Source organism: Serratia sp. PL17, assembly GCF_017832355.1.
GTDB lineage: Bacteria > Pseudomonadota > Gammaproteobacteria > Enterobacterales > Enterobacteriaceae > Serratia.
The window spans coordinates 107,902-131,511 of the sequence record NZ_JAFIBY010000004.1 but is presented as its reverse complement, the minus strand read 5'-3'; the positions used below and the strand labels follow the sequence as shown (position 1 = coordinate 131,511).

General features: G+C 53.5%; 20 protein-coding genes and 6 tRNA genes. 2 read left to right on the top strand and 24 right to left on the bottom strand.

Annotated features, from left to right (window positions below; translation table 11 throughout):
- Window positions 1-17: 17 nt before the first annotated feature.
- Genes nadD through leuS form a run of 4 tightly spaced genes read right to left on the bottom strand, consistent with a single transcriptional unit; the run spans window position 18 to window position 4,858 of the window.
- Window positions 18-680, bottom strand: coding sequence for a nicotinate-nucleotide adenylyltransferase (gene nadD / locus JOE25_RS14805; RefSeq protein WP_209636374.1), 663 nt, complete (start codon window positions 678-680; stop codon window positions 18-20).
- A complete protein-coding gene (gene holA / locus JOE25_RS14800; protein WP_209636372.1) occupies window positions 670-1,704 on the bottom strand; it encodes a DNA polymerase III subunit delta in 1,035 nt (344 codons plus the stop codon). The genes nadD and holA overlap by 11 nt, the downstream gene beginning before the upstream one ends.
- The gene (lptE, locus tag JOE25_RS14795; RefSeq protein ID WP_209636369.1) at window positions 1,701-2,261 is read right to left on the bottom strand and encodes an LPS assembly lipoprotein LptE; all 561 of its coding nucleotides are present in this window, start codon (window positions 2,259-2,261) and stop codon (window positions 1,701-1,703) included. Before lptE ends, holA begins: the two co-directional genes overlap by 4 nt.
- Before the next feature lie 14 nt (window positions 2,262-2,275).
- Complete coding sequence (leuS, locus tag JOE25_RS14790; protein ID WP_209636901.1) at window positions 2,276-4,858, bottom strand: leucine--tRNA ligase; 2,583 nt, start codon at window positions 4,856-4,858, stop codon at window positions 2,276-2,278.
- A 388-nt stretch (window positions 4,859-5,246) separates the two neighbouring features.
- Between leuS and JOE25_RS14785 the strand changes: the two genes are divergently transcribed.
- Window positions 5,247-5,729, top strand: a complete 483-nt coding sequence (locus tag JOE25_RS14785; protein ID WP_209636367.1) for a zinc ribbon-containing protein — start codon at window positions 5,247-5,249, stop codon at window positions 5,727-5,729.
- A gap of 50 nt (window positions 5,730-5,779) precedes the next feature.
- Here the strand turns inward: JOE25_RS14785 and JOE25_RS14780 are convergent, their stop codons facing one another.
- From JOE25_RS14780 to miaB, 12 genes are all read right to left on the bottom strand, one after another.
- The gene (locus JOE25_RS14780) at window positions 5,780-6,478 is read right to left on the bottom strand and encodes an FMN-dependent NADH-azoreductase (protein ID WP_209636365.1); all 699 of its coding nucleotides are present in this window, start codon (window positions 6,476-6,478) and stop codon (window positions 5,780-5,782) included.
- 132 nt (window positions 6,479-6,610) lie between these two features.
- Complete coding sequence (rihA, locus tag JOE25_RS14775; protein ID WP_209636363.1) at window positions 6,611-7,546, bottom strand: pyrimidine-specific ribonucleoside hydrolase RihA; 936 nt, start codon at window positions 7,544-7,546, stop codon at window positions 6,611-6,613.
- A 119-nt stretch (window positions 7,547-7,665) separates the two neighbouring features.
- Complete coding sequence (locus JOE25_RS14770) at window positions 7,666-8,391, bottom strand: amino acid ABC transporter ATP-binding protein (RefSeq protein WP_209636361.1); 726 nt, start codon at window positions 8,389-8,391, stop codon at window positions 7,666-7,668.
- Window positions 8,391-9,065 (bottom strand): glutamate/aspartate ABC transporter permease GltK, encoded by a 675-nt coding sequence (gltK, locus tag JOE25_RS14765; protein WP_209636359.1) that lies wholly within the window; start codon window positions 9,063-9,065, stop codon window positions 8,391-8,393. Before gltK ends, JOE25_RS14770 begins: the two co-directional genes overlap by 1 nt.
- On the bottom strand, window positions 9,065-9,805 hold the full coding sequence (locus tag JOE25_RS14760; RefSeq protein ID WP_037418020.1) for an amino acid ABC transporter permease: 741 nt from the start codon (window positions 9,803-9,805) through the stop codon (window positions 9,065-9,067). The genes gltK and JOE25_RS14760 overlap by 1 nt, the downstream gene beginning before the upstream one ends.
- Before the next feature lie 212 nt (window positions 9,806-10,017).
- On the bottom strand, window positions 10,018-10,914 hold the full coding sequence (locus tag JOE25_RS14755) for an amino acid ABC transporter substrate-binding protein (protein ID WP_209636357.1): 897 nt from the start codon (window positions 10,912-10,914) through the stop codon (window positions 10,018-10,020).
- Window positions 10,915-11,346: 432 nt separating this feature from the next.
- A complete protein-coding gene (gene lnt / locus JOE25_RS14750) occupies window positions 11,347-12,876 on the bottom strand; it encodes an apolipoprotein N-acyltransferase (RefSeq protein WP_209636355.1) in 1,530 nt (509 codons plus the stop codon).
- A 7-nt stretch (window positions 12,877-12,883) separates the two neighbouring features.
- The gene (gene corC, locus JOE25_RS14745; RefSeq protein ID WP_209636353.1) at window positions 12,884-13,762 is read right to left on the bottom strand and encodes a CNNM family magnesium/cobalt transport protein CorC; all 879 of its coding nucleotides are present in this window, start codon (window positions 13,760-13,762) and stop codon (window positions 12,884-12,886) included.
- A gap of 84 nt (window positions 13,763-13,846) precedes the next feature.
- Complete coding sequence (gene ybeY, locus JOE25_RS14740; protein ID WP_020825630.1) at window positions 13,847-14,320, bottom strand: rRNA maturation RNase YbeY; 474 nt, start codon at window positions 14,318-14,320, stop codon at window positions 13,847-13,849.
- Window positions 14,317-15,372, bottom strand: coding sequence for a PhoH family protein (locus JOE25_RS14735; RefSeq protein ID WP_209636351.1), 1,056 nt, complete (start codon window positions 15,370-15,372; stop codon window positions 14,317-14,319). Before JOE25_RS14735 ends, ybeY begins: the two co-directional genes overlap by 4 nt.
- Window positions 15,373-15,588: 216 nt before the next feature.
- Window positions 15,589-15,924: a zinc ribbon domain-containing protein YjdM gene (locus JOE25_RS14730; RefSeq protein ID WP_209636349.1), complete on the bottom strand. Its 336-nt coding sequence runs from the start codon at window positions 15,922-15,924 to the stop codon at window positions 15,589-15,591.
- A 252-nt stretch (window positions 15,925-16,176) separates the two neighbouring features.
- On the bottom strand, window positions 16,177-17,613 hold the full coding sequence (miaB, locus tag JOE25_RS14725; RefSeq protein ID WP_209636347.1) for a tRNA (N6-isopentenyl adenosine(37)-C2)-methylthiotransferase MiaB: 1,437 nt from the start codon (window positions 17,611-17,613) through the stop codon (window positions 16,177-16,179).
- Between the two features lie 322 nt (window positions 17,614-17,935).
- On the opposite strand from miaB, the gene ubiF reads away from it, so the two are divergent.
- A complete protein-coding gene (gene ubiF, locus JOE25_RS14720) occupies window positions 17,936-19,117 on the top strand; it encodes a 3-demethoxyubiquinol 3-hydroxylase (protein ID WP_209636345.1) in 1,182 nt (393 codons plus the stop codon).
- A gap of 107 nt (window positions 19,118-19,224) precedes the next feature.
- Here ubiF and JOE25_RS14715 read toward each other — a convergent pair.
- The 8 genes from JOE25_RS14715 to JOE25_RS14680 all read right to left on the bottom strand — a co-directional run bounded on the left by JOE25_RS14715 (window position 19,225) and on the right by JOE25_RS14680 (window position 23,449).
- Window positions 19,225-19,299, bottom strand: a tRNA-Gln gene (locus JOE25_RS14715).
- Window positions 19,300-19,318: 19 nt separating this feature from the next.
- Window positions 19,319-19,395 (bottom strand) — tRNA-Met (locus JOE25_RS14710).
- A 37-nt stretch (window positions 19,396-19,432) separates the two neighbouring features.
- Window positions 19,433-19,507 (bottom strand) — tRNA-Gln (locus tag JOE25_RS14705).
- A 40-nt stretch (window positions 19,508-19,547) separates the two neighbouring features.
- Window positions 19,548-19,622, bottom strand: a tRNA-Gln gene (locus JOE25_RS14700).
- 28 nt (window positions 19,623-19,650) lie between these two features.
- Window positions 19,651-19,735, bottom strand: a tRNA-Leu gene (locus JOE25_RS14695).
- Between the two features lie 8 nt (window positions 19,736-19,743).
- A tRNA-Met gene (locus tag JOE25_RS14690) sits at window positions 19,744-19,820 on the bottom strand.
- A 220-nt stretch (window positions 19,821-20,040) separates the two neighbouring features.
- Window positions 20,041-21,705, bottom strand: coding sequence for an asparagine synthase B (asnB, locus tag JOE25_RS14685; RefSeq protein WP_209636343.1), 1,665 nt, complete (start codon window positions 21,703-21,705; stop codon window positions 20,041-20,043).
- Window positions 21,706-21,994: 289 nt separating this feature from the next.
- Window positions 21,995-23,449, bottom strand: coding sequence for a glycosyl hydrolase family 18 protein (locus JOE25_RS14680; RefSeq protein ID WP_209636340.1), 1,455 nt, complete (start codon window positions 23,447-23,449; stop codon window positions 21,995-21,997).
- Window positions 23,450-23,610: the final 161 nt, after the last annotated feature.

The window sequence follows — 23,610 nt, the reverse complement described above, 5'->3', positions numbered from 1 at the left end:
ATATCATGCAGCTCTCGCTAGCGATATAAACCCTGTAACTCGATATAGCGTTGTACTGAACGTGGCAACAGGTCATCACAGTTGAGGCCCTGATGGCGGCGCTGGCGGATTTCCGTGGCAGAAATTTCCAACTGCGGTGTGTCTGCCAGATAGATATAGCCCTGAGGTTTCAGGCTAAGCTGTGTTGCATCGGTCACCCGATGCTGTTCCAGCCACTGTTGCAGTTCTTGCGTATCCATCCGGTCATTGTAACCGGGACGGGCCAGCACCAGCAGATGACAGGTATCCAGCAGCGATTGCCAGCGATGCCATTTGTGCAACGACAAGAGCGAGTCCTGGCCAATAATAAACGCCAGAGGCAATTCAGCGCCACGTTCTTTACGAATGGCTTCCAGCGTCTCTATGGTATAGGACGGCGTTGTGCGGTGCAGCTCACGGTCGTCTACGGCAAATAACGGATTGCCGGCGATTGCCAGCTCTACCATTTTCAACCGTTGCTGTGCATTAGCCTCGGGCTGAGGGCGATGCGGGGGAACATGGTTTGGCAGTAGCGTGACTCGGCTCAGGCCAACTTCTGCAGCGAGGGCCTCCACCGGCCGTAAATGGCCGTAGTGGATTGGGTCAAAGGTTCCGCCAAACAGGGCGTGCAGAACGGTGGTGTCTTGCGTTTTAGTGGGCATCTGAAAAACTCGTGGCCAGAGGTTTGCCGCACAGCAGCATTGACAGGGTTTCCAGTTCCGACCAAACCGATTGGCCGTAATCCTGTTTAAGGGTGATTTCAATCCGCGCCAGCAGATGCACCGCTTGCCGCAGTTGGGCACCGGATAGTCGCTGTAATGCTTGAGTGACCAGATTGCGGCGGTTTTGCCACACTTTGTACTGATCAAACAACGTGCGCAGCGGCACTGATGCCATGCGTCTTTGCAAATTCAGCAACTGCAGCAATTCGCGCTGCAGGGTACGTAGCAAAATTACCGGTTCGACATCTTCCTGCTGCATCTGTTGCAGGATATGCCAGGCACGTTTGCTTTTACCTGCCAACAGAGCATCTAGCCAGTGGAATGGCGTGAAGTGTGCGGCGTCGTTTACCGCCAGTTCAACGCGCGGTAGCGTGAGTTTACCGTCTGGATGCAGCAGTGACAGCCTTTCGAGTGCCTGCGACAACGCAAGCAGGTTGCCCTCGTAGCAATAGCACAGCAATTGATTGGCCGCGTCGTCCAATTCCAATTTCATGGTTTTGGCGCGCTGCGCTACCCAGCGTGGCAATTGGGCTTGCTCAGGTGTCTGGCAACTGACATAAGCACCATGCGGAGTGAGAGCCTTGAACCAGGCGCTGTTTTCTTGCGCCTTGGTCAGGCGCGGCCCACGCAGTATCAGCAAAATATCGTCATGCAGCAGGGCGGCCAGCTTGATTAGCTGTTCACCGATAGGCGCGGTGGGTCCGTTCTCCGGGAAGATCAGCATCAGCGTCTGGCGACTGGCAAACAGGCTCATGGCCTGACAGATGCTGAAAATGGCGTCCCAGTCGGTATGGGCATCAAGTGAAATGCTGTAATGCTCGGTGAACTGTTGTTGTTGCGCCGCCTGACGGATCAGATCCTGGCTTTCCTGCAACAGTAACGGTTCATTACCACTCAATAAATAACAAGCGCGCAGCCCCTCTCGGAGCTGCGCGGCAAGTTGTTCAGGATAAATACGAATCATTGATCTACGCGGCTGGCCGCTTTTTCACCGGCGGCAGCGGCTTTCTGTTGCGTTTCTTCTTCCGCCGCGTGCACGGTCAGCAGTTTGCGCACCAGTTGCTGCGCGGCCTGCTCACGCATTTCCTGACGAATGATCTCCTGTTCGGAGTCTTTAGCCAGTGCGGTCAGTGGGTTATCGAAGAACGAACGGAACACTTTCACGCTCAGCGGATACAAATCGTGACCCGGGAGCAGCACCTGTGCCTGAACGGTTAGCACCATCTGGTACTCAGCGGTTTTACCGTCCTGGAAGATAGACGCGGTATCCTGGCTTTCGGTTGCGCCAATGATGCGTAGGGAAGGGAGATCCTTACGTTTCGCATCTTTGACAATGGTCACGCCGCTTAGACGCAACTGTTCACGTACTGCACGGGTCAGCGGACCATAAGGGTCTGAGCTATCCAGCAGTAGCGTTTTCATTTCTGAGGGTACCTGCGTGGTGCCACGCAGGTGAAAACCGCAGCCAGCGGTGACCAGCACCGCCAACCCCAGCAACAACGTCAGAATACGATGTCGCACAACGCCTCCTTGTGTTAACCCACAACCAGGTTAAGCAATTTGCCAGGAACATAGATCACTTTGCGAATCGTAACCCCGTCCAGATATTTAGCGACCAGATGTTCCTCGGCAGCGCGCGCGCGCACTTGCTCTTCGGTTGCATCCGCTGCCACAGTGATTTTAGCGCGAACCTTGCCGTTTACCTGCACAACCACCAGCTTGGAATCTTCGACCATCGCTTGCTCGTCGGCTTGCGGCCAGGCTGCGGTATCCACATCACCTTCGCCACCCAGAGCCTGCCACAGAGAGAAGCACACGTGTGGAGTGAACGGATACAGCATCCGAACCACGGACAGCAGTGCTTCTTGCAACAGCGCACGATCTTGCTCGCTTTCTTGCGGTGCACGGGCCAACTTGTTCATCAGTTCCATCACCGCGGCAATCGCGGTGTTGAACGTCTGACGGCGGCCGATATCGTCGGTCACTTTGGCGATGGTTTTGTGCAGATCGCGGCGCAGTGATTTTTGTTCTTCGTTCAGTGTCGCAACGTTCAGCGGCTGAACTGCACCTTTTTCCAGATGTTCGTAGGCCAGTTTCCAGACGCGTTTCAGGAAGCGGTTTGCCCCTTCCACACCGGACTCCTGCCACTCCAGCGTCATTTCTGCCGGTGAAGCGAACATCATGAACAGGCGCACGGTATCCGCGCCGTATTTCTCAACCATCACCTGTGGGTCGATGCCGTTGTTTTTCGACTTCGACATTTTGCTCATGCCAGCATAGACCAGTTCACGACCTTGTGGATCGGTGGCTTTAATAATGCGGCCTTTGTCGTCGCGTTCAACATTGGCGTCGACGGGAGAAACCCACACGCGCTCACCGCTGTTACCGGTGTAATAGAAGGCATCTGCCAACACCATACCCTGACACAGCAGGCGTTTTGCCGGCTCATCGGAATCGACCAGGCCTGCGTCACGCAGCAGTTTGTGGAAGAAGCGGAAATACATCAGATGCATGATGGCATGTTCGATGCCGCCAACATACTGATCGACCGGCAGCCAGTAGTTGGCGGCGGCTGGATCCAGCATCCCTTTGTCGTACTGCGGGCAGGTATAACGCGCGTAGTACCAGGATGACTCCATAAAGGTGTCGAAGGTGTCTGTTTCACGGAACGCTGGCTGACCGTTTACGGTGGTTTTCGCCCACTCAGGATCGGCTTTGATTGGGCTGGTGATACCGTCCATTACCACATCTTCCGGCAAGATCACCGGCAGTTGGTCTTCAGGTGTTGGCATCACGGTACCGTCTTCCAACGTCACCATTGGGATTGGCGCACCCCAGTAACGCTGGCGGGAAACGCCCCAGTCACGCAGACGGTAATTAATCTTGCGCTGACCGACGCCTTTGGCGACCAGTTTGTCGGCAATGGCGTTGAAACCCTCTTGGTGATCCAGACCGTCAAATTCACCCGAGTTGAACAGTGTGCCTTTTTCAGTCATGGCTTCGGCTTGCACGTCGGGTTGGCTGCCGTCGAGTGCCAGCACAACCGGTTTGATCGGCAAACCGTATTTGGTCGCGAACTCCCAGTCACGTTGATCGTGAGCGGGTACTGCCATCACGGCGCCTGTGCCGTATTCCATCAGCACAAAGTTGGCAACCCAAATTGGCACTTGCTCGCCGGACAGCGGGTGGATGGCGAACAGGCCGGTCGGCATGCCTTTCTTCTCCATCGTCGCCATTTCGGCTTCGGCCACTTTGGTGTTACGGCACTCTTCGATAAATTCAGCCAGCGCAGGGTTGTTCACGGCGCCTTGCTGCGCCAGCGGGTGGCCCGCGGCAACGGCAACGTAGGTGGCACCCATAAAGGTGTCAGGACGCGTGGTATAAACCGTCAGTTTCTCATCGCTGCCCGCCACGTCAAAGGTGATGTCCACCCCTTCAGAGCGGCCAATCCAGTTACGCTGCATGGTTTTCACCTGCTCTGGCCAGCTTTCAAGCGTGTCCAAATCGTTCAGCAGTTGATCGGCGTAATCGGTGATTTTGATAAACCACTGAGGGATCTCTTTACGCTCAACCTTGGTGTCACAGCGCCAGCAGCAACCGTCGATAACTTGTTCGTTAGCCAATACGGTCAGATCGTGCGGACACCAGTTCACCGCGGAGGTCTTCTTGTAGACCAGACCTTTTTCGTACAGCTTGGTGAAGAACCACTGTTCCCAGCGGTAGTAATCCGGATCGCAGGTGGCGATCTCGCGATCCCAATCATAGCCAAAGCCCAGCAATTTCAGCTGGTTCTTCATGTATTCGATGTTGTCGTAGGTCCACGGAGCCGGTGCGGTATTGTTTTTCACCGCAGCGCCTTCAGCCGGCAGGCCGAACGCATCCCAGCCGATCGGCTGTAGGACGTTTTTACCTAGCATGCGCTGATAGCGCGAGATCACGTCACCGATAGTGTAGTTACGAACGTGCCCCATGTGCAGACGGCCTGATGGGTACGGCAGCATGGATAGGCAGTAATACTTTTCCTTGCTCGCATCTTCGGTAACCTTGAAAGTTTGCTTCTCTTCCCAGTGAAGCTGTACGTTCGATTCTATGTCTTCTGGACGGTATTGCTCTTGCATGGCGGCTGGTGGTCCTGTAGGTGTCAAACAGCTACCCCCTTCATCTTTCAAGCCGCGGCGTTGTTGGCTGCGTACACTCAACCCAGTCACTTACCGTTGTAAGCTCCTGGGTTTCCCGCACTGGCCACCTGGCCGTGACTCGAAACCTATCGGGGTATTTCTGTAGCATTCTGTTGAGTACTTATAGATCCGCATAGCATAGCTGATAAGACCTCTTGGCAACAACACCCAGCGCCCGACTCGGCGTATTTAAAAAATCTTCGCCATGATATGTCTCACAACCTGAGGATCTCACCCCTTGCCAAGTGACATCAGCAATTTACGGCTAAAATGATAAGGGATAGTTTAAGAGGTAAGCCCTGTCACGTAAGTTCATCGAGGAGAGATTATGAACAAGGTTGCTCAGTACTACCGCGAATTGGTGGCATCTCTGACCGAACGTTTGAAAAATGGCGAACGTGATATTGACGCACTGGTCGCGAGCGCTGAAAAACGGCTGAATGAAGCCGGTGAGTTGACGCGCGATGAAGTGGAGCAGGTCACTCTGGCGGTCAGGCGCGACTTGGAAGAGTTTGCGCGTAGCTACCAGGAAAGCCGGGACGAGTTTACCGACAGCGTTTTTATGCGGGTGATTAAAGAGAGCCTGTGGCAGGAACTGGCAGATATTACGGATAAAACCCAGTTGGAATGGCGAGAAGTCTTCAAAGATGTCAGCCATCATGGTGTTTACCACAGCGGTGAAGTTGTTGGTCTGGGCAACCTGGTATGTGAACAGTGCCACCATCATTTGGCATTTTACACACCGGAAGTGCTGCCGCTATGCCCGAAATGCGGTCACGACCAGTTCCAACGTCGGCCTTTCGAGCCTTAAAATTTCACGCCCCGGTCCTCTCTTGTCGAGATAGAGCCGGGGCATTGCTATCAACCAAAGAGTTTCTTCATCAAGTTACTGAGAAAACCACCGCTGGCTGGGGCTGTCGCTGTTTCAACCTGGTTGGCAACCGCAGCGTACTGCGCAGCAGGCACTTTCTGCGCCACGGCAATACGGCTGTCCTGTGCGGTTTTTTCTGCCGCTTCTGGGCCATAGGCAAAGCCTTCTGCCAACACGAACTCCACATCAGTAATGCCGATAAACCCTAAGAACAGCTTCAGGTAAGGTGTGATCAGGTCGCTTGGTGTATCTGCATGGATACCGCCGCGGCTGGAGATCACTATCGCTTTTTTGCCGGTAACCAGGCCTTCTGCGCCTTCGGAGGTGTAACGGAAGGTTTGACCGGCACGCGCCACCAGGTCGAAATAGATTTTCAACTGAGTGGGGATGTTGAAGTTGTACATCGGCGCACTGATGATAATGGTGTCGTGCGATTTCAGCTCGGCAATCAACGCATCTGAAAGTGCCAGCGTCTCTTGCTGGTGTGGCGTTAAAGGCTTGTCACCGGCGTTAAAACCGCCAATCACTTCGCCATCCAGCTCAGGTAGGGTCGGGTTGGCTAAATCGCGAAAGGTAAAACTGTCGCTTGGGTGGGTTTCACGCCACTGTTGAACAAAAAAATCGACTAATTTTCCAGACTGGGAGTAATCACCCAGGATACTTGATTTCAGGACCAGTATACGACTCATTGGGTATTCTCCAGGCTAGGTCTAAGGTGTCAGTGCTGTTGTGCATTTGATAGCATCTTAGAGGCAAGCCTGGAGCAGTGATAGCGTAAAAATTCGCTGGGTTAAATCAAAAAAATTGAACATTGAGAGGCGCTATTGGTAACCTGCCACGCGTTCGGCTAACAGATTGATAAACCCTTCGCGGTCAATGTCGGTCAGCACTTCCACGTTGGCCGCGTTGCCGTTTTGCTGGAAGACATCCACCACCGTCATCCCTTGGGTGTATTCCCCTTTGGTTTCTACACCGACCCAACGTTCTATACTGCTAAACAGCTGTGGTGCCAGTAGCCAAGCGATGGTGCAGGGATCGTGCATCGCGGCACCGGGCAACCCTCGCGGGTGGCTGAGATACAGCGGCAGGTAGAAGTCGAGCATTTCTGCCACGGCCTGCGCTACCGGATTTTTGATGTTGCGGATACGTTCGATATCCTGCGGCAGCACCAATGCCTGGTGAGTCACATTCAATCCCGCCATGGTCATTGGCACACCGGATTTCAGAACCATGTCGGCGGCTTCTGGGTCGACAAAAATATTAAATTCCGCCACGGGAGTCGTATTACCGGCGTTCATCCCGCCCCCCATAAATACGATACGCTCAATGTTATCTTTCAACTCAGCGTGTTGAGCCAATAGCAGCGCAATATTGGTCATTGGCCCGGTGACCACCAACGTGATTGGTTCTGGGCTGTTCCGTAACAGGTCAGCGATAAGCTCCACGGCGGTTTGTTTGACCGGTGCGATCGTCGGGGTCGGCAGATGGGTATTACCCATGCCGGTTTTGCCATGGACGTAGTCGGCAATCACCAGCTCACGCATCAGTGGAGCGGCGGCACCTGCAGCGACAGGAATGTCTTCACGCTTCATCAGCGTTAGCAGGCCGAGTGCGTTATGCAGGGTTTTCTCTGGCGTTTGGTTGCCGGCGGAGGTGGTGATCGCTTTAACGTCCAGTTCCGGTGAGCTGAGTGCCATAGCAAGGGCAATGGCATCGTCCAGGCCGGGATCGCAATCGATAATGATAGGGCGGGGCATGTTTATCTCCTTTTGTTGTTATCCAGTGAGCATCGGATCAAAACAGGGGAGAAACAAGTGCTTTTAGTGCCGGGCGGGGGGAAATAAAATTGCGCCCCAGGCGGGGCGCAGAGTCGTCATCAGTGCAGGATTTTCGCCAAGAAATCTTTAGCACGCTCGGACTCTGGGTTGTTGAAGAAGTCGTCTTTGTTACGATCTTCGACAATTTTGCCCTCATCCATAAAGATCACCCGGTTTGCCACTTTGCGGGCAAAGCCCATTTCGTGGGTTACCACCATCATGGTCATGCCTTCGTTCGCGAGTTCCACCATAACGTCCAGCACTTCGTTGATCATTTCCGGATCGAGCGCAGACGTGGGTTCATCGAACAGCATGGCGATAGGATCCATACACAGCGCACGGGCGATAGCCACACGTTGCTGTTGGCCACCGGAAAGTTGCCCAGGGAATTTGTTGGCATGGGCGGTCAAACCGACACGCTCCAGCAACTTCAGGCCTTTATCGCGTGAGGCGGCCTTATCCCGTTTGAGTACTTTTACCTGTGCCAGCGTCAAATTGTCGATGATCGACAAGTGCGGGAACAACTCAAAGTGCTGAAACACCATGCCGACTTTTGAACGCAACTGCGCCAGATTGGTTTTTTTGTTGTTGACCGGGGTGCCGTTCACCAGGATATCGCCTTGCTGGATCGGCTCCAGGCCGTTGACGGTTTTGATCAGGGTGGACTTGCCTGAACCTGAAGGACCACAGACTACCACCACTTCGCCTTTTTTTACTTCAGTGGTGCAATCGGTCAGAACCTGAAAGTGACCGTACCACTTAGAAACATTTTTCAGGGATATCATCAAACAGTCCTTTTCTTCAAATAGCTTACCAGCGCCGAAGCGGCGAGACTGATAACAAAGTAGACAAAACCGGCAAACAGGATCATTTCGACCTGCGTACCGTCGCGCTCACCGATGGTGGAAGCAGTACGGAAGAAGTCAGCCAGGCTCAGTACGTATACCAGAGAAGTATCCTGGAAGAGTACGATGCCTTGGGTTAGCAGCAGCGGCACCATGGCGCGGAATGCCTGCGGCAAGATTACCAGCTTCATGGATTGCCAGTGAGTCATGCCTAATGCCAACGCAGCGGAAGACTGACCGCGCGAAATACTGATAATGCCGGCACGGATAATTTCCGAGTAATAGGCCGCTTCAAACAGGGAAAAGGCTACCATAGCCGAGATCAGGCGAATATCGGTTTTCGGTGATAACCCTAGAACCTGTTGTAATAAGCTTGGAACGACAAGATAGAACCACAACAGCACCATAACCAACGGCACCGAGCGGAACAGGTTGACGTACACGGCGGCGAACCAACTGATTGGCTTGAACGATGACAACCGCATGACGGCCAGAATGGTGCCCCAAAGGATACCGACAACGATGGCGGTCACGGTGATCTTCAGCGTAATGAGCAGACCCTGAAGGAGATAAGGGAAGCTTGGGACAATGGATGCCCAGTCAAATTCGTACATTATTTACTCCCCATATTGCCGGGTAACTGCACTTTTCTTTCGACCAAACGCATTAGCAGCATGATGACGGCATTGATGCCGATATAGGCCAGTGTAATCGCGGTAAAGGACTCATAGGCATGCGCGGAGTAATCCAGCAGTTTGCCTGCCTGGGCTGCCATGTCGACTAACCCGATAGTGGAGGCGATGGCGGAGTTTTTGACCAGGTTGAGCATTTCCGAGGTCATCGGCGGCACAATAACCCGGTAAGCATTCGGCAATAGCACGTAGCGATAGGTCTGCGGCAACGTCAGGCCCATGGCCAGCCCGGCAGCTCTCTGGCCACGTGGCAGCGACTGGATGGCGGCACGAACCTGCTCGCACACACGTGCAGCAGTAAAGAGACCAAGGCACAGCATCGAAGAAACAAAGAACTGCACGTTAGGATCGAGTTCGGTTTTGAACCACATGCCGATGTTGGTGGGCAGCAGTTCCGGGATCACCAGATACCAGGTGAAGAATTGCACAATGAGCGGCACATTACGGAACAATTCAACGTAACAGGTGCCAAGGGTGGAAAGAAAGCGGTTGGGTACGGTACGCAAGATACCGAATAGCGAACCGACAAAGAAAGCGATAATCCATGCACAGACGGAGAGGGCTACCGTTACCTGGAAGCCGGACCAAATCCAGCCAAGGTAGGTGGTATTCCCAAACGGGGCCTGCTGCAGAAAGATACCCCAGTTCCAATCTATTGACATAACAAACTCCGTTAAGCGGGCGCAGAGCGCCTAAAGATTGATGACTATTCAACGCCGATGGCACCGCGGCCAGTCGGGCTGACTTATGTGTGCGGGCATCGGTAATGTGCAATGGGGAAAAATACGGGAGGGGAACGGCCTCCCGTATTCCTGTCTGTCCCAGTCATCAACAGAGCTGGCTTGGCCTGATAGCCGCCCCAGCCCTTGTTCTATTAGTTCAGTGCTTTATCGTTAGGTTCTTTGAACAATTTCTTCATGTCGTCCGACAGTTCGAAGTTCATGTTGAGATTCTTAGGTGGGATAGGTTGTTTGAACCACTTATCAAACCATTTCGTTGCCTCACCTGAAGTCTGTGCCTGAGCGATGGTGTCATCGACCAGTTTTTTGAACTCAGGATCGTCTTTACGCAGCATACAGCCGTAGGCTTCTTGAGATTGCGGCGTTCCAAGGATTTCCCATTGATCCGGCTTCTTCGCTTTTGCGCGTTCGCCGGCCAGCAGGGCGTCGTCCATCATAAAGGCCACGGCACGACCGCTTTCCAGGGTACGGAATGAGTCACCGTGGTCTTTGGCGCTGATGATGCGCATGTTCATTTTGTTGCTGTCGTTCAGCTTATTGAGCAGCACTTCAGAGGTGGTACCGGACGTTACGACGACAGGTTTCCCGGCCAGATCTTTGAAATCTTTAATATCAGAGCCTTTTTTCACCAACAGGCGGGTACCGACCACGAAGATGGTGTTGGAGAAGGCGGCCTGTTTTTGACGCTCAAGGTTGTTGGTGGTTGAGCCACATTCGAAGTCAAAGGTACCGTTTTGCAGCAGTGGGATACGGTTCTGTGAGGTGATTGGTAACATTTTTACCTGCAGGTTAGGCAGGCTCAGCTTTTTCTTAACAGCATCAACGATTTGGTTGGAGTAGTCCTGGGAGTAACCCACAACTTTCTGCTGGTTGTCGTAGTAGGAGAACGGCACTGACGATTCGCGATGGCCGACAACGATCACGCCGTTATCTTTGATTTTCTTCAGCGTACCGGTCAGTTCTTCCGCATGGGCTACGCTACCTGCCATACCGATCAGCAGTAACGATAACGCCAATTTACGCATTTGCATGGTCCAACTCCTTTGCTGTTGTGGTGGCTCAAATTCAAAGAGCATCAGATTCAAAATGGAGGTTTATTGCTTAAGTTATAAAGATAGTCTTAGTACCGATAACCGTTAGAAAATAGCCGATTGTGAACGGCTTGAAACTAAAATGTTTCATTTTTTGAGACGCCACGCGCACCAAATTAATGCAACAAAATCTCAATGCACCTATATGGTGCCGGTCATGCCCCTGAGTTGTGCATAAGTGCGACAAAGCGTCAGTAAAAGTAAATCGGTCATCAATCACAGAATAATTAAAGCAAGGAGTGTGCCAGAAACGCTGGTTTAGCAATGGTTTATGCTGGCTGAATGGCAAACGCTGGCGATGCGGGAGGCAATGTTAAGTTTATAGGGGGGATGAATTGAAGCGGGGCGTGCCAGCGGCAACGCCCCAAAGGATTATTTACGACGCAGACTGAGGATCAGCGCCAGACCGCCGAGCAGTAAAGTGACGATCCACAATGGCGTAGCGCCAAAGCGGGCATAAGGCGTGATGCCGGTGGTCGGCGTCATTTTCACTTCAAGCACCTTACGAGTGAACTGAGGAATCTCTGCGATGACCTCACCGTTGGCATCTACCGCGGCGGTGACGCCGTTGTTGGTGCTGCGCAACAGTGGACGGCCCAACTCCAGTGCGCGCATACGCGCCATCTGGAAGTGCTGCCACGGACCGATGGAATGGCCGAACCAGGCGTCATTGGAAATGGTCAACAGGAAGTTGGTATCTGGGCGGAAGTTGTCGCGAACCTGTTGGCCCAAGACAATCTCATAACAGATCGCCGCAGTCAGGTTGTACCCCTTCACACTGAGCTGTGGCTGGACATAATCGCCGCGGCTGAAGGAAGACATTGGCAGATCAAAGAACGGTGCCAGTGGGCGTAACAACGTCTCCAGCGGGACAAACTCGCCGAAGGGCACTAAATGGTGCTTGTTGTAGCGGTCTTTGGCTGGGTAGCTGTAGGGTGCGGGCTCGCCTAATACAATGGCGCTGTTGTAAATTTGCTGGCCCTGCGGTGTCGCACGTACGTCAACAATGCCGGTGATCAGGCTGCTGTTTTTGGCACGCATCAGATCATCCATCATAGTCAGGAAACCATTCTGGCTGGCTTCATAGTCCGGGATGGCGGATTCCGGCCAGATGATGATCGGCGCTTTGCCCACATAGGGGCGCGTTTCATCCAGGTAGGTTTGCAGCGTGCTGACCAGGGCTTTCGGGTCCCACTTCATCGACTGAGCGATGTTGCCCTGAACCATGGCGACGTTGACCGCTTTGTCCGGTTGTGGGGTGAACCAGTGCAGTTGGCGTAAAGGCCACGGCAACAGCAGCAGCGCGACGGCAACCACGGCCGGCGTGATACGGCGTTGATTCACCGCGTACACAAGTAGCCCGGCGATCGCCATCAGCATAAAGGTGATGGTATCTACCCCCATCAGCGGGGCAATGCCTTTTAACGGCCCGTTGAGCTGGCTGTAACCGAACTGCAACCAAGGGAAACCGGTCAGTACCCAACCACGCAGAAACTCGGTCACTTGCCACAACGCGGGCGCGGCAATCGCCAAACGGTACCAACTGGTAGCTGGCCACAGCCGTGCCAGCAATCCGGCAAACAGCCCGGTATACAGTGACAAATAGGCGGCCAGTAACGCGACCAGGAAAATATTAACGGCGAAGGGCATGCCACCGAAATCGGCAATGCTGACGTAAACCCAGTTAATGCCGGTACCGAACAGACCGAAGCCCCAGCAGAAACCGAGCAAGGCGGACTGTTTAGTCGTGCGATTGAGGGTAACGGCCAACAGGCCAAACAAGGAGACAATGGCCGCAGGCCAGATATCGTACGGAGAAAATGCCAACGTACCGCTGGCACCGGTCAACAGCGCCAGTAGGGCGCGAACCCACTGGCGTTCAAGGAAAGAGGCTTTAGCCATGTTTAATTTAGTCTTCCAGTTTCGGTTGCGGAGAATCGTCCGGAATTTTTACATGAACCTGGATGATACGTCGACTGTCGGCCATCGCAACTTTAAATAGGTAACCTTCGATTTCAATGGTTTCCCCGCGCGCAGGCAAATGACCGAAGGCTTGCATCACCAGACCACCGATAGTGTCGACCTCGTCATCACTGAAATGGGTGCCGAAGGCTTCATTGAAGTCTTCAATCGGTGCCAATGCGCGCACGGTATACATATGACGGCTGAGCTGGCGGATATCCAGATCGTCTTCGTCATCATATTCATCTTCAATCTCGCCGACTATCAGCTCCAGAATGTCTTCGATAGTGACCAGACCGGATACGCCGCCGAATTCGTCAATGACAATCGCCATGTGATAACGCTGGGAGCGGAACTCCTTCAGCATCCGGTCTACTCGCTTGCTTTCAGGCACCACCACGGCGGTACGCAGCACCTTGTCGATGCTGAACTCCTCGGATTCTGCACGCATAAACGGCAGCAGATCCTTGGCCATCAAAATGCCTTCGATGTGATCTTTATCTTCGCTGATCACCGGGAAGCGCGAGTGGGCGGATTCAATGATCACGTCCAGGCACTCTTCCAGCGTTTGGTTACGCTTGAGCGTTACCATCTGGGAGCGCGGGATCATGATGTCGCGCACGCGCTGCTCGGCGATATCCATCACGCCTTCCAGCATGTCTCGGGTATCGGGATCGATCAGGTCGTTTTGCTCGGAATCACGGATCAGCTCTACCAGATCACCACGGTTTTTAGGTTCGCCGTGGAACAGCTGGTTAAGGATAAGAGTAAAGAACCCCTTCTTGGGACTGGGGCTGTCATTGCTTTGTGAATGGTCGTCGCTCATGGCGTTTTAGTTAACATCACTCATGTCAGAGTTAGGGGAGTCAGCGACAGCCCCATAGAGGGGCTGTGGGGAAATCAGCTGACGTCAGAGAGGGTCTTTTTCCGCCAGGTACGGGTCCGGATAGCCCAGGCCGTGCATGATTTCGGTTTCCAAAGACTCCATTTCTTCGGCTTCATCGTCTTCGATGTGGTCATACCCTAGCAGATGAAGGCTACCGTGAACAACCATATGCGCCCAGTGGGCCTCCAGCGCCTTCTCTTGCTCAACCGCTTCTTGTTCAACGACCTGTCGGCAGATGATCAAATCGCCGAGCAGCGGCAGTTCAATACCCGGGGGGGCTTCGAACGGGAATGACAGCACATTGGTGGGTTTGTCCTTGCCGCGATAAGTCAGGTTCAATTCGTTACTTTCGGCCTCGTCGACCAAGCGAATGGTCACTTCGGCTTCTTCTTGAAACTGCGGTAGCACGCCTTCCAGCCAGCGCTGGAAAGTGGCCTCGTCCGGCAGACCGTTACTGTCTGCACAGGCAATCTGCAGATCCAAAATCACCTGACTCATGGTATCTCCTGCTCGGAGGCGATAGTCGCCTCGCGCTTACGTTGTTCGTTAATGGCGTCTTTGCGTTTCTGTTCGGCGGCTTCCCAGGCTTCATAGGCGATTACCACACGGGCAACGACCGGATGACGAACCACATCTTCGCTGTGGAAGAAGTTGAAGCTCAGCTCTTCGACGTCCGCCAGCACTTCCATCGCGTGGCGCAGGCCGGATTTTTGGTTGCGTGGCAGGTCTACCTGCGTCACGTCACCGGTAATCACCGCTTTTGAGTTGAACCCGATACGTGTCAGGAACATCTTCATCTGTTCGATAGTGGTGTTCTGGCTCTCATCAAGGATGATAAACGCATCGTTGAGGGTACGGCCGCGCATATAGGCCAGCGGCGCAACTTCAATCACATTGCGTTCAATCAGCTTTTCTACGCGCTCGAAGCCCAGCATTTCGAACAGGGCGTCGTACAATGGGCGCAGATAAGGATCGACCTTTTGGCTCAGATCCCCTGGCAGGAAGCCCAGTTTTTCACCGGCTTCGACTGCGGGGCGGGTCAGCAGTATGCGACGAATGTCCTGACGTTCCAGCGCATCTACCGCGGCAGCAACCGCCAGATAGGTCTTGCCGGTACCTGCCGGGCCAATGCCAAAGGTAATGTCATGGTCGAGAATATTGGCGATGTACTGCGCCTGGTTCGGCGTACGCGGTTTCACCATGCCACGCTTGGTTTTGATGGTGACGGCCTTGCCGTAATCCGGCACGCTGTCGGCAATCTGTTCCAGCACCCGGCTTTCTTTGATGGCCAGATGAATTTGTTCCGGATCGATATCTGGGATCACGCCGCGGATGGGGGAGGTGTCCACGTACAGGTGGCGCAGGATATCAGCGGCGGCAACCACACTCGGGTTTTTGCCAACCAGTTTAAAACGGTTGTCACGGCGGTTTATCTCAATACCCAACCGGCGTTCGAGTTGTTTGATGTTCTCATCAAACGGGCCGCACAGGCTGAGTAATCGCTTATTGTCTGCCGGCTCTAACAAAATTTCTTGTGTTGCGACGTTCAAACTATTCCTCAAGGCTCATATCGGGCCTGGTTGATTTTCGGTACGCGCATTCAGGGCAAAACCTGAGGTTCTCTACCTTGAATTATTCATGGTGCGACGCACTGGCGCAAGTTTACCCATGATCTATCTGTGCGCCGACGGCGAAATTCAAGGGCTGATAGAGGAAAAACGCGGCCTAAACAGCCGCGTAAGAACGTGAGAGCAAAGTCTGCGGGATCAGTTCTTTTTCACGAACTCGGATTTCAGCTTCATTTGACCAAACCCATCGATTTTACAATCAATGTTGTGGTCGCCTTCCACCAGACGGATGTTCTTCACCTTGGTGCCAATTTTCAGCATTGAAGAGCTGCCTTTGACCTTCAGATCTTTTACCACGGTCACCGCGTCGCCGTCGGCCAGCAGGTTGCCGTTGGCGTCTTTGACAATCAGCGCATCGCTGTCTTCTGCCGGGGCGCTGTCGCTCCACTCGTGGGCACATTCAGGGCAGATGAACATCGCGTTGTCCTGATAGGTGTATTCGGAGTTGCACTTCGGGCAGTGTGGGAGTTGCATGTTATGTCGCCTCTTAAAATAGAAAAAAGAACCGCAACGGACGCACGCGCCCGGCGGAGAAATAAATGTTTTGTACTGTATGTCATTCCAAAATAATTGGAGTTACATCACAACAAAGCCACGGCTTTGTTGAACAGCGCTTCCGCTGGCCCCAACGGGCGAGGCTTTGCCGAGTAACGCGGCAGTGCGCCCCCAGTCACTGAGTAAACTAAGTGACTGGGGGGAGCGTGCGCGGCCAACACAGATGCAGCTTCAAGTATGAAGGGAGGGCTGGTAAATACCGACACCTAACGCATTTTCTTTGCGCGTCCGGGCGATGACTGACTGCGGGGATTCATGTACGCGCAGGTCCATCTGCTGTTCGGTACGTACCACTGCGCCACGCAGGGTGTTGGTCAAAACGTCGGTGATTTCCACATCAACGAACTGGCCGATCATGTCCGGCGTGCCTTCAAAGTTCACCATGCGGTTGCATTCGGTACGGCCGGCTAATTCCATCACGCTTTTGCGAGAGGTACCTTCCACTAAAATGCGTTGTACAGTGCCGAGCATCTTACGGCTGAACTGCATCACCTGCTGGTTGATGCGATCTTGCAGAATGTACAGTCGCTGTTTTTTCTCTTCTTCACTGACGTCATCGATCATATCGGCTGCCGGGGTTCCCGGGCGTGATGAATAAATAAAGCTGAAGCTGGCGTCGAAGTTAATTTCGGCAATCAGGTTCATGGTCTGCTCGAAGTCAGCCTGGGTCTCGCCTGGGAAGCCGATGATGAAGTCTGAGCTAAGCTGAATGTTAGGACGCGCCTTGCGCAATTTGCGAATGATCGCTTTGTATTCCAGCGCGGTGTGCGCGCGCTTCATCATGGTCAGGATGCGGTCTGAGCCACTCTGCACCGGCAGATGCAGGAAACTGACCAGTTCCGGCGTATCTTCATACACGGCGACGATGTCATCGCTGAACTCGATCGGATGGCTGGTGGTGAAGCGGATGCGATCGATACCGTCGATGGCCGCGACCAGACGCAGCAGTTCGGCGAACGAACAGATGTTGCCGTCGTAAGTGGCTCCGCGGTAGGCGTTAACGTTCTGACCGAGCAGGTTCACTTCCCGCACGCCCTGCGCTGCCAATTGCGCGATTTCGAACAGCACGTCGTCACTCGGGCGGCTGACTTCTTCACCGCGGGTATAAGGCACCACGCAGAAGGTGCAGTACTTGTTGCACCCTTCCATGATAGAGACAAAGGCCGTTGGGCCCTCAGCGCGCGGCTCCGGCAGGCGATCGAATTTCTCGATTTCCGGGAAGCTGATGTCGACCACCGGGCTGCGAGTGCCCTGCACATGGTTGATCATTTCCGGTAGGCGGTGAAGAGTCTGAGGACCGAATACCACGTCTACGCAGGGGGCGCGAGTACGGATCAACTCCCCTTCCTGGGAGGCGACACAGCCGCCCACACCGATGATCAGCGCAGGGTTTTTCTCTTTCAACAATCTCCAGCGGCCCAGCATGGCGAAAACTTTTTCTTGCGCTTTTTCGCGGATCGAGCAGGTGTTCAGCAGCAGCACGTCCGCTTCTTCGGCGTTTTCGGTCCACTCGAAGCCGTGCGTGCTGTTCAACAGGTCTGCCATTTTTGATGAATCGTATTCATTCATCTGGCAGCCCCAGGTTTTGATATGTAGTTTCTTCGTCATTGACTTGCCATTACTCAGTGCGGAGCGAAAGTTGCGATACACGACGTGCAGAGCGCTTATACCTTATGGCTTTCAAGTTGCAGTTAGGCGGCAAGTTCGGGAGTCCCCAGGCGCTTACTCAGGTAAGTAACTGGGGTGAGCGAAGGCAGCCAACAACGCTGCGGCTTGAAAGACGACAGGTATATTGTAAACATTTGACGCCGTTGTGACCAGCGCGGGGAAAACGGTATGCAACCTGAAGCCAAATTAAAAATCCGTTACACTGATGCCAAACGCCATGCCGGTGGGGATGGCGATAATCCACTAAGAAAATATAGCCAATATGAACACTTCTCAAAAACGGTATGACGCCGTGGTGGTCGGGGGCGGAATGGTCGGCGCAGCCGCCGCTCTGGGGCTGGCACAGGCGGGTTGGTCCGTGGCATTGCTGGAGCACCAGGCTCCGCAGGCGTTCGATGCCCACAGCACACCGGATCTGCGCATTTCTGCGATTGGGTGCACATCGGTGGGGTTACTCAAACAACTGGGTGCCTGGCCAGCGGTGCAAGCCATGCGTACCGCACCCTACCGTCGTTTGGAAACCTGGGAATGGGCGTCTTCACGGGTGGCGTTTGATGCTGTCTCGCTCGGACTGCCGGAACTGGGTTTTATGGTGGAAAACCGCATTCTGCAACTGGCGCTGTGGCAGCAATTGGAACAGTGCGAAAATCTGACGCTCTGTTGCCCTGCCAAGCTGCGTTCTCTGCAACGTGTTGATGACCATTGGCGCGTGACGTTGGACTCCTCTGAGACGCTAGAGGCGCGTTTGGTGGTGGGGGCCGACGGTGCGAACTCGCAGGTACGGAACCTGGTGGCTATTGGTACTAACGGTTGGCAGTATCGCCAGTCTTGCATGCTGATCACCGTCGATACCGGTGCACCGCAGCAGGATGTGACCTGGCAGCAGTTTTTCCCTTCTGGGCCACGTGCTTTCCTGCCGCTGTATGATCAATGGGCTTCATTGGTATGGTACGACAGCCCGCAACGCATCCGTCAGTTGCAGGCAATGCCGTCAGCGCAGCTGGAGCGAGAAATCGCCGAAGCGTTTCCTGCACGTTTGGGGGCGGTAAAAGTGCATGCTGCCGGCTCGTTCCCACTGGCCCGTCGACATGCGCAGCGTTATGTATTACCAGGGTTGGCATTGATCGGAGACGCGGCTCATACGATTAATCCGCTGGCTGGACAGGGCGTGAACCTGGGCTATCGCGATGTGGAAGCGTTGTTGGCCGTGGTGGGGGATGCGCGGGAGCAGGGCGAGGACTGGAGCAGCGAAGCGGTGCTCATGCGTTATCAGCGCCGCCGCCGTACCGACAATTTGCTGATGCAAAGTGGTATGGATCTCTTTTATACCGCCTTCAGTAATAATTTGGCGCCGCTCAGCGTGGCACGCAATATTGCATTGATGGCAGCTCAGCGGGCGGGTAAGTTGAAGGAACATGCGCTGAAATACGCACTGGGGTTGTAATTGCCCCTTGTTCGTAGGGGCGCTGCATGTTGCGCCCTGATAAACAACCTTCATATCGCCCAAACGTCAGACAGCAAAAAGCCCGCCGAAGCGGGCTTTTCTAAATGTGGCTGGGGTGCCAGGATTCGAACCTGGGTATGCTGGTATCAGAAACCAGAGCCTTACCGCTTGGCGACACCCCAATGGTGTAACAGTAAAATATGGTGGCTACGACGGGATTTGAACCTGTGACCCCATCATTATGAGTGATGTGCTCTAACCAGCTGAGCTACGTAGCCATTTGTCGATATTTTACTTTAAAGTCAAAGTAGATGATGGCTGGGGTACCTGGATTCGAACCAGGGAATGCTGGTATCAAAAACCAGTGCCTTACCGCTTGGCGATACCCCATCAACATGTCTAACTTTTTTTTGCATCGACCATTTAAAAATGGCTGGGGTACCTGGATTCGAACCAGGGAATGCTGGTATCAAAAACCAGTGCCTTACCGCTTGGCGATACCCCATTAGATGCCTGCAACTCGATGAATGAAATGGTGCGGGAGGCGAGACTTGAACTCGCACACCTTGCGGCGCTAGAACCTAAATCTAGTGCGTCTACCAATTTCGCCACTCCCGCAAAAAAGATGGTGGCTACGACGGGATTTGAACCTGTGACCCCATCATTATGAGTGATGTGCTCTAACCAGCTGAGCTACGTAGCCATCTTTTTTCGCGCAACCTTCATCGGCGTTGCGGGGCGCATTATGCGTATATGGCCGTTTTGCGTCAACAAGTTTTTTCCCAAAAAAGCGACCTGATGTGTTGTTTGTCTGGGTTGTGAACAGTATGGCGATAAAATCATCAATTCGGCCGATTAATGGTTGAAAACATCAACAAAAAGGCGGGCCCGAAGGCCCGCCCAAAGAATAAAACGCCGGACGATTATTTGTAGGCAGCCTGGTGAACGCCGACTGCACGACCAGAAGGATCGTCCATCTTTTTGAATGACTCATCCCATTCGATGGCTTTCGCTGAAGAGCAAGCCACTGACGGGCCGCCTGGCACGCACTCGGCTGCGCTTGGCAGAGGGAACAGCTCCTCGAAGATTTCGCGGTACAGGTAACCTTCTTTAGACCCTGGCGTGTTGTACGGGAAACGGAAACGTGCGGTTTCGAGCTGTTGATCGCTAATTTGCTTGGCAGCGACTTCTTTCAGCGTGTCGATCCAACTATAGCCCACGCCGTCGGAGAACTGCTCTTTCTGGCGCCAGGCCACGCTGGCGGGCAGATAGGACTCAAAACATTCACGCAGGATATGTTTTTCCATTTTGCCATTGCCGCACATTTTGTCTTTCGGGTTGATACGCATCGCCACGTCGAGGAATTTTTTATCTAGGAAGGGCACGCGTGCTTCTACACCCCAGGCAGACATTGCTTTATTCGCGCGAGCACAGTCAAACATATGTAATGCCAGCAGCTTGCGTACGGTCTCGTCATGGAATTCGCGGGCATCCGGCGCCTTATGGAAGTACAGGTAGCCGCCGAACACTTCGTCTGCTCCCTCGCCAGACAGCACCATCTTGATACCCATCGCTTTAATCTTGCGTGACATCAGGTACATCGGGGTCGAGGCACGAATGGTGGTCACGTCATAGGTTTCGATGTGGTAAATCACGTCGCGAATGGCATCCAGGCCTTCTTGCACGGTGAAATGAATCTCATGGTGCACGGTGCCCAGGTGGTTCGCCACTTCCTGCGCGGCGCGCAGGTCTGGTGAGCCTTCCAAACCGACAGCAAATGAATGCAGCTGCGGCCACCAGGCTTCGCTGCGCTCTTGATCTTCCACTCGGCGAGCGGCGTATTTTTTGGTGATAGCGGAAATGACGGAAGAGTCCAGGCCGCCAGACAACAGCACGCCATAAGGCACGTCAGACATCAGGTGACTTTTCACCGAGTCCTCCAGCGCGTTGCGCAGGGCATTGGCGTCTGTCACGTTGTCTTTGACATTGTCGTAATCGAACCAGTCACGCTGGTAGTATTCGCGGATCTCACCGTCCTGGCTCCACAGATAGCTGCCTGCCGGGAATTCTTTAATGGTGCGGCAAACCGGCACCAGCGCTTTCATTTCAGAGGCGACATACAGGTTGCCGAATTCATCATGACCCATATACAGCGGGATAATACCCAGATGGTCACGGCCAATCAGGTAAGCGTCTTTCTCTGAATCGTATAGCGCAAAGGCGAACATGCCTTGCAGGTCGTCGAGGAAGTCAGTGCCTTTTTCCTGGTACAGCGCCAGGATCACTTCACAGTCAGAGCCGGTCTGGAACGCATAGCGATCGCTCAGTTGTTGGCGCAGCGCCTGGTGGTTGTAAATCTCACCGTTAACGGCCAAAACGTGGGTGTGTGCTGCGTTGTACAACGGTTGTGCGCCATTGTTAACGTCGACAATCGATAGACGCTCATGCACCAGAATGGCTTTATCGCTGGCGTAAACACCGGACCAGTCCGGCCCGCGGTGGCGCATCAGACGGGACAGCTCCAGCGCTTTTTTACGCAGTTCAACGGGATCGGACTTCAGATCGAGCACACCGAAAATAGAACACATATAACGACTCTCCTAACGACTTTTATAGACTGTGATGTTGTTTTTGCTGTTATAGGCAGCGTCCCGGCTCATCAATGATGGCGCGGTGTTGCTGCGTTGTGTTTATGAAAATGCGTCAAAACCAACAGGGGATGCAAGCGTTTTAGCGCAGTGCCAGAAAATAGTTGTTTGGGGTAGGGTGATTATTAGCGGATATTCAGTTTTTGACGTCAATAATTAATGATAATGCATTTTTTTTGACAAATAGATGAGTTGCCGGAAAGTTTTACCGGCAACTCATTGCGGACTATCAGGCAGTCAGCTGCCAGAGTGTGAAGGCTGCGTCCGGTGTCCATCCGGCGTTAGAGGTGTGTGCTTGCAGGCAGGTGTATTTCTTTCCTTTGTAGGTCACTACATCACCGACCTTGTAGCTGTGGCTGTTTTGCCACTCATTGACGCCAGGGTCCGGCGGTGTGCCGCCGTCTGCCGTTTTCACTGCCAGTGCACTGCTCGGCAGGGAGGTGTTGCCTTTGTTGTCGGTGGCGGTGACAAAATAACTGTATTGCGTCGCCGCCGTCAGGCCGCTGTCTTGCAGCGACAGACCACCGGTCTGGCCGATCGCGTTACCGTTACGGTAAACCGTATATTGGCTTATCGGATTGGCGCTGTTAGCCGCAGCCCAGTTTAACGTAAGCGAGGTTGAGGTGATCGCGCTGGCGTTCAACGCCGTGGGTGCCTCAGGCTTTCCCGGCGGTGGTGTTACACCTCCTTGAATGAGCGCGGCGTAACGTGTTTTGAATTCCCAGTTGTAGGCCACGCCGGCCTTGCTCTTGCCGTTGTCCCAGTTAACCGACCAGGTCATCAGGCCTTTGATCGACAAACCTTTGGCATCAAGGCGCGCGAAGGCGTTATAGACAGCTTGCTTGTCGACCACATACCCGGTAGCAGCGGCGTCATTGTTGGTTGGCAGGCCGATAACAAACTTGGACGCTGGGATTTTGGTATAACCGCGGGTGCCAGTAACCAGACTTTCCGTCAGGTAATACAGAAAGTCTTCTTTCATGGCGTCATTATTTTGAGTGATCCAGGCGCCTTTACCGCCATTGGCTTCATCGACCCAGATACCGTCACCACCCTGGTTATAATATTGCGGTGCAATGAAATCATAATAACCTTCGAGTGCGGTAATATAATCCAGGTAAGTGCCGTTGGTACGTAAATAAGGGAACTCTGGCGCCATGCTGACAATAAAGTTTTTACCTTCAGCGGCATAATGTGTTTTTACTTTTTTCAATGCGGCCGGTAAGACCGTCTTATTATTAGCTGCGCCGATGGCGGCTTGTTCCAGATCGATGTCCAAGCCATCAAAACCGTAGGTTTCCACCAAACGAATAATTTCATTAGCCAACCGGTCTTCGTCGCCGGTTTTCAATTCGATATGCGCGTCAGCACCGCCCAGAGAAATCAGTACCGCACGGCCCTGGCTGTTCAGAACGCCAACCTGGCGGCGGAACTCGGTATCGGACAGGTTGTAGGGCTTGAAGGTTGGGATACCGTCGCCCTTCATAAACGCCACGGCAACCACATTATATTCAGCAGGAATATCGGTCAGGTTCATATTAGCGAACTGGCCCTGTTGGTAACCGTCGCTGGCACCCGCTGCCCAGTTATGCCAAAAGCCCATCATGATTTTTTTATTGGACATATCCGGCATGGCGGCTGCAGCATCTGCAACCTGTGCATTGATAATATTATCGGAGCTCATAGTAACCTCGTTATTTTAGGTAAGAGTATTTCCACTTGCCGTCAATAGGGTTTATTGGCGGGGCGTAAATATATAATGCGGGTTTTTAACGAGGGCGGGGTGAAACCTTTTCCTGCCAATAATAAATTTAATTCAAATTGACGGGGAGATAAAGGTGGCCG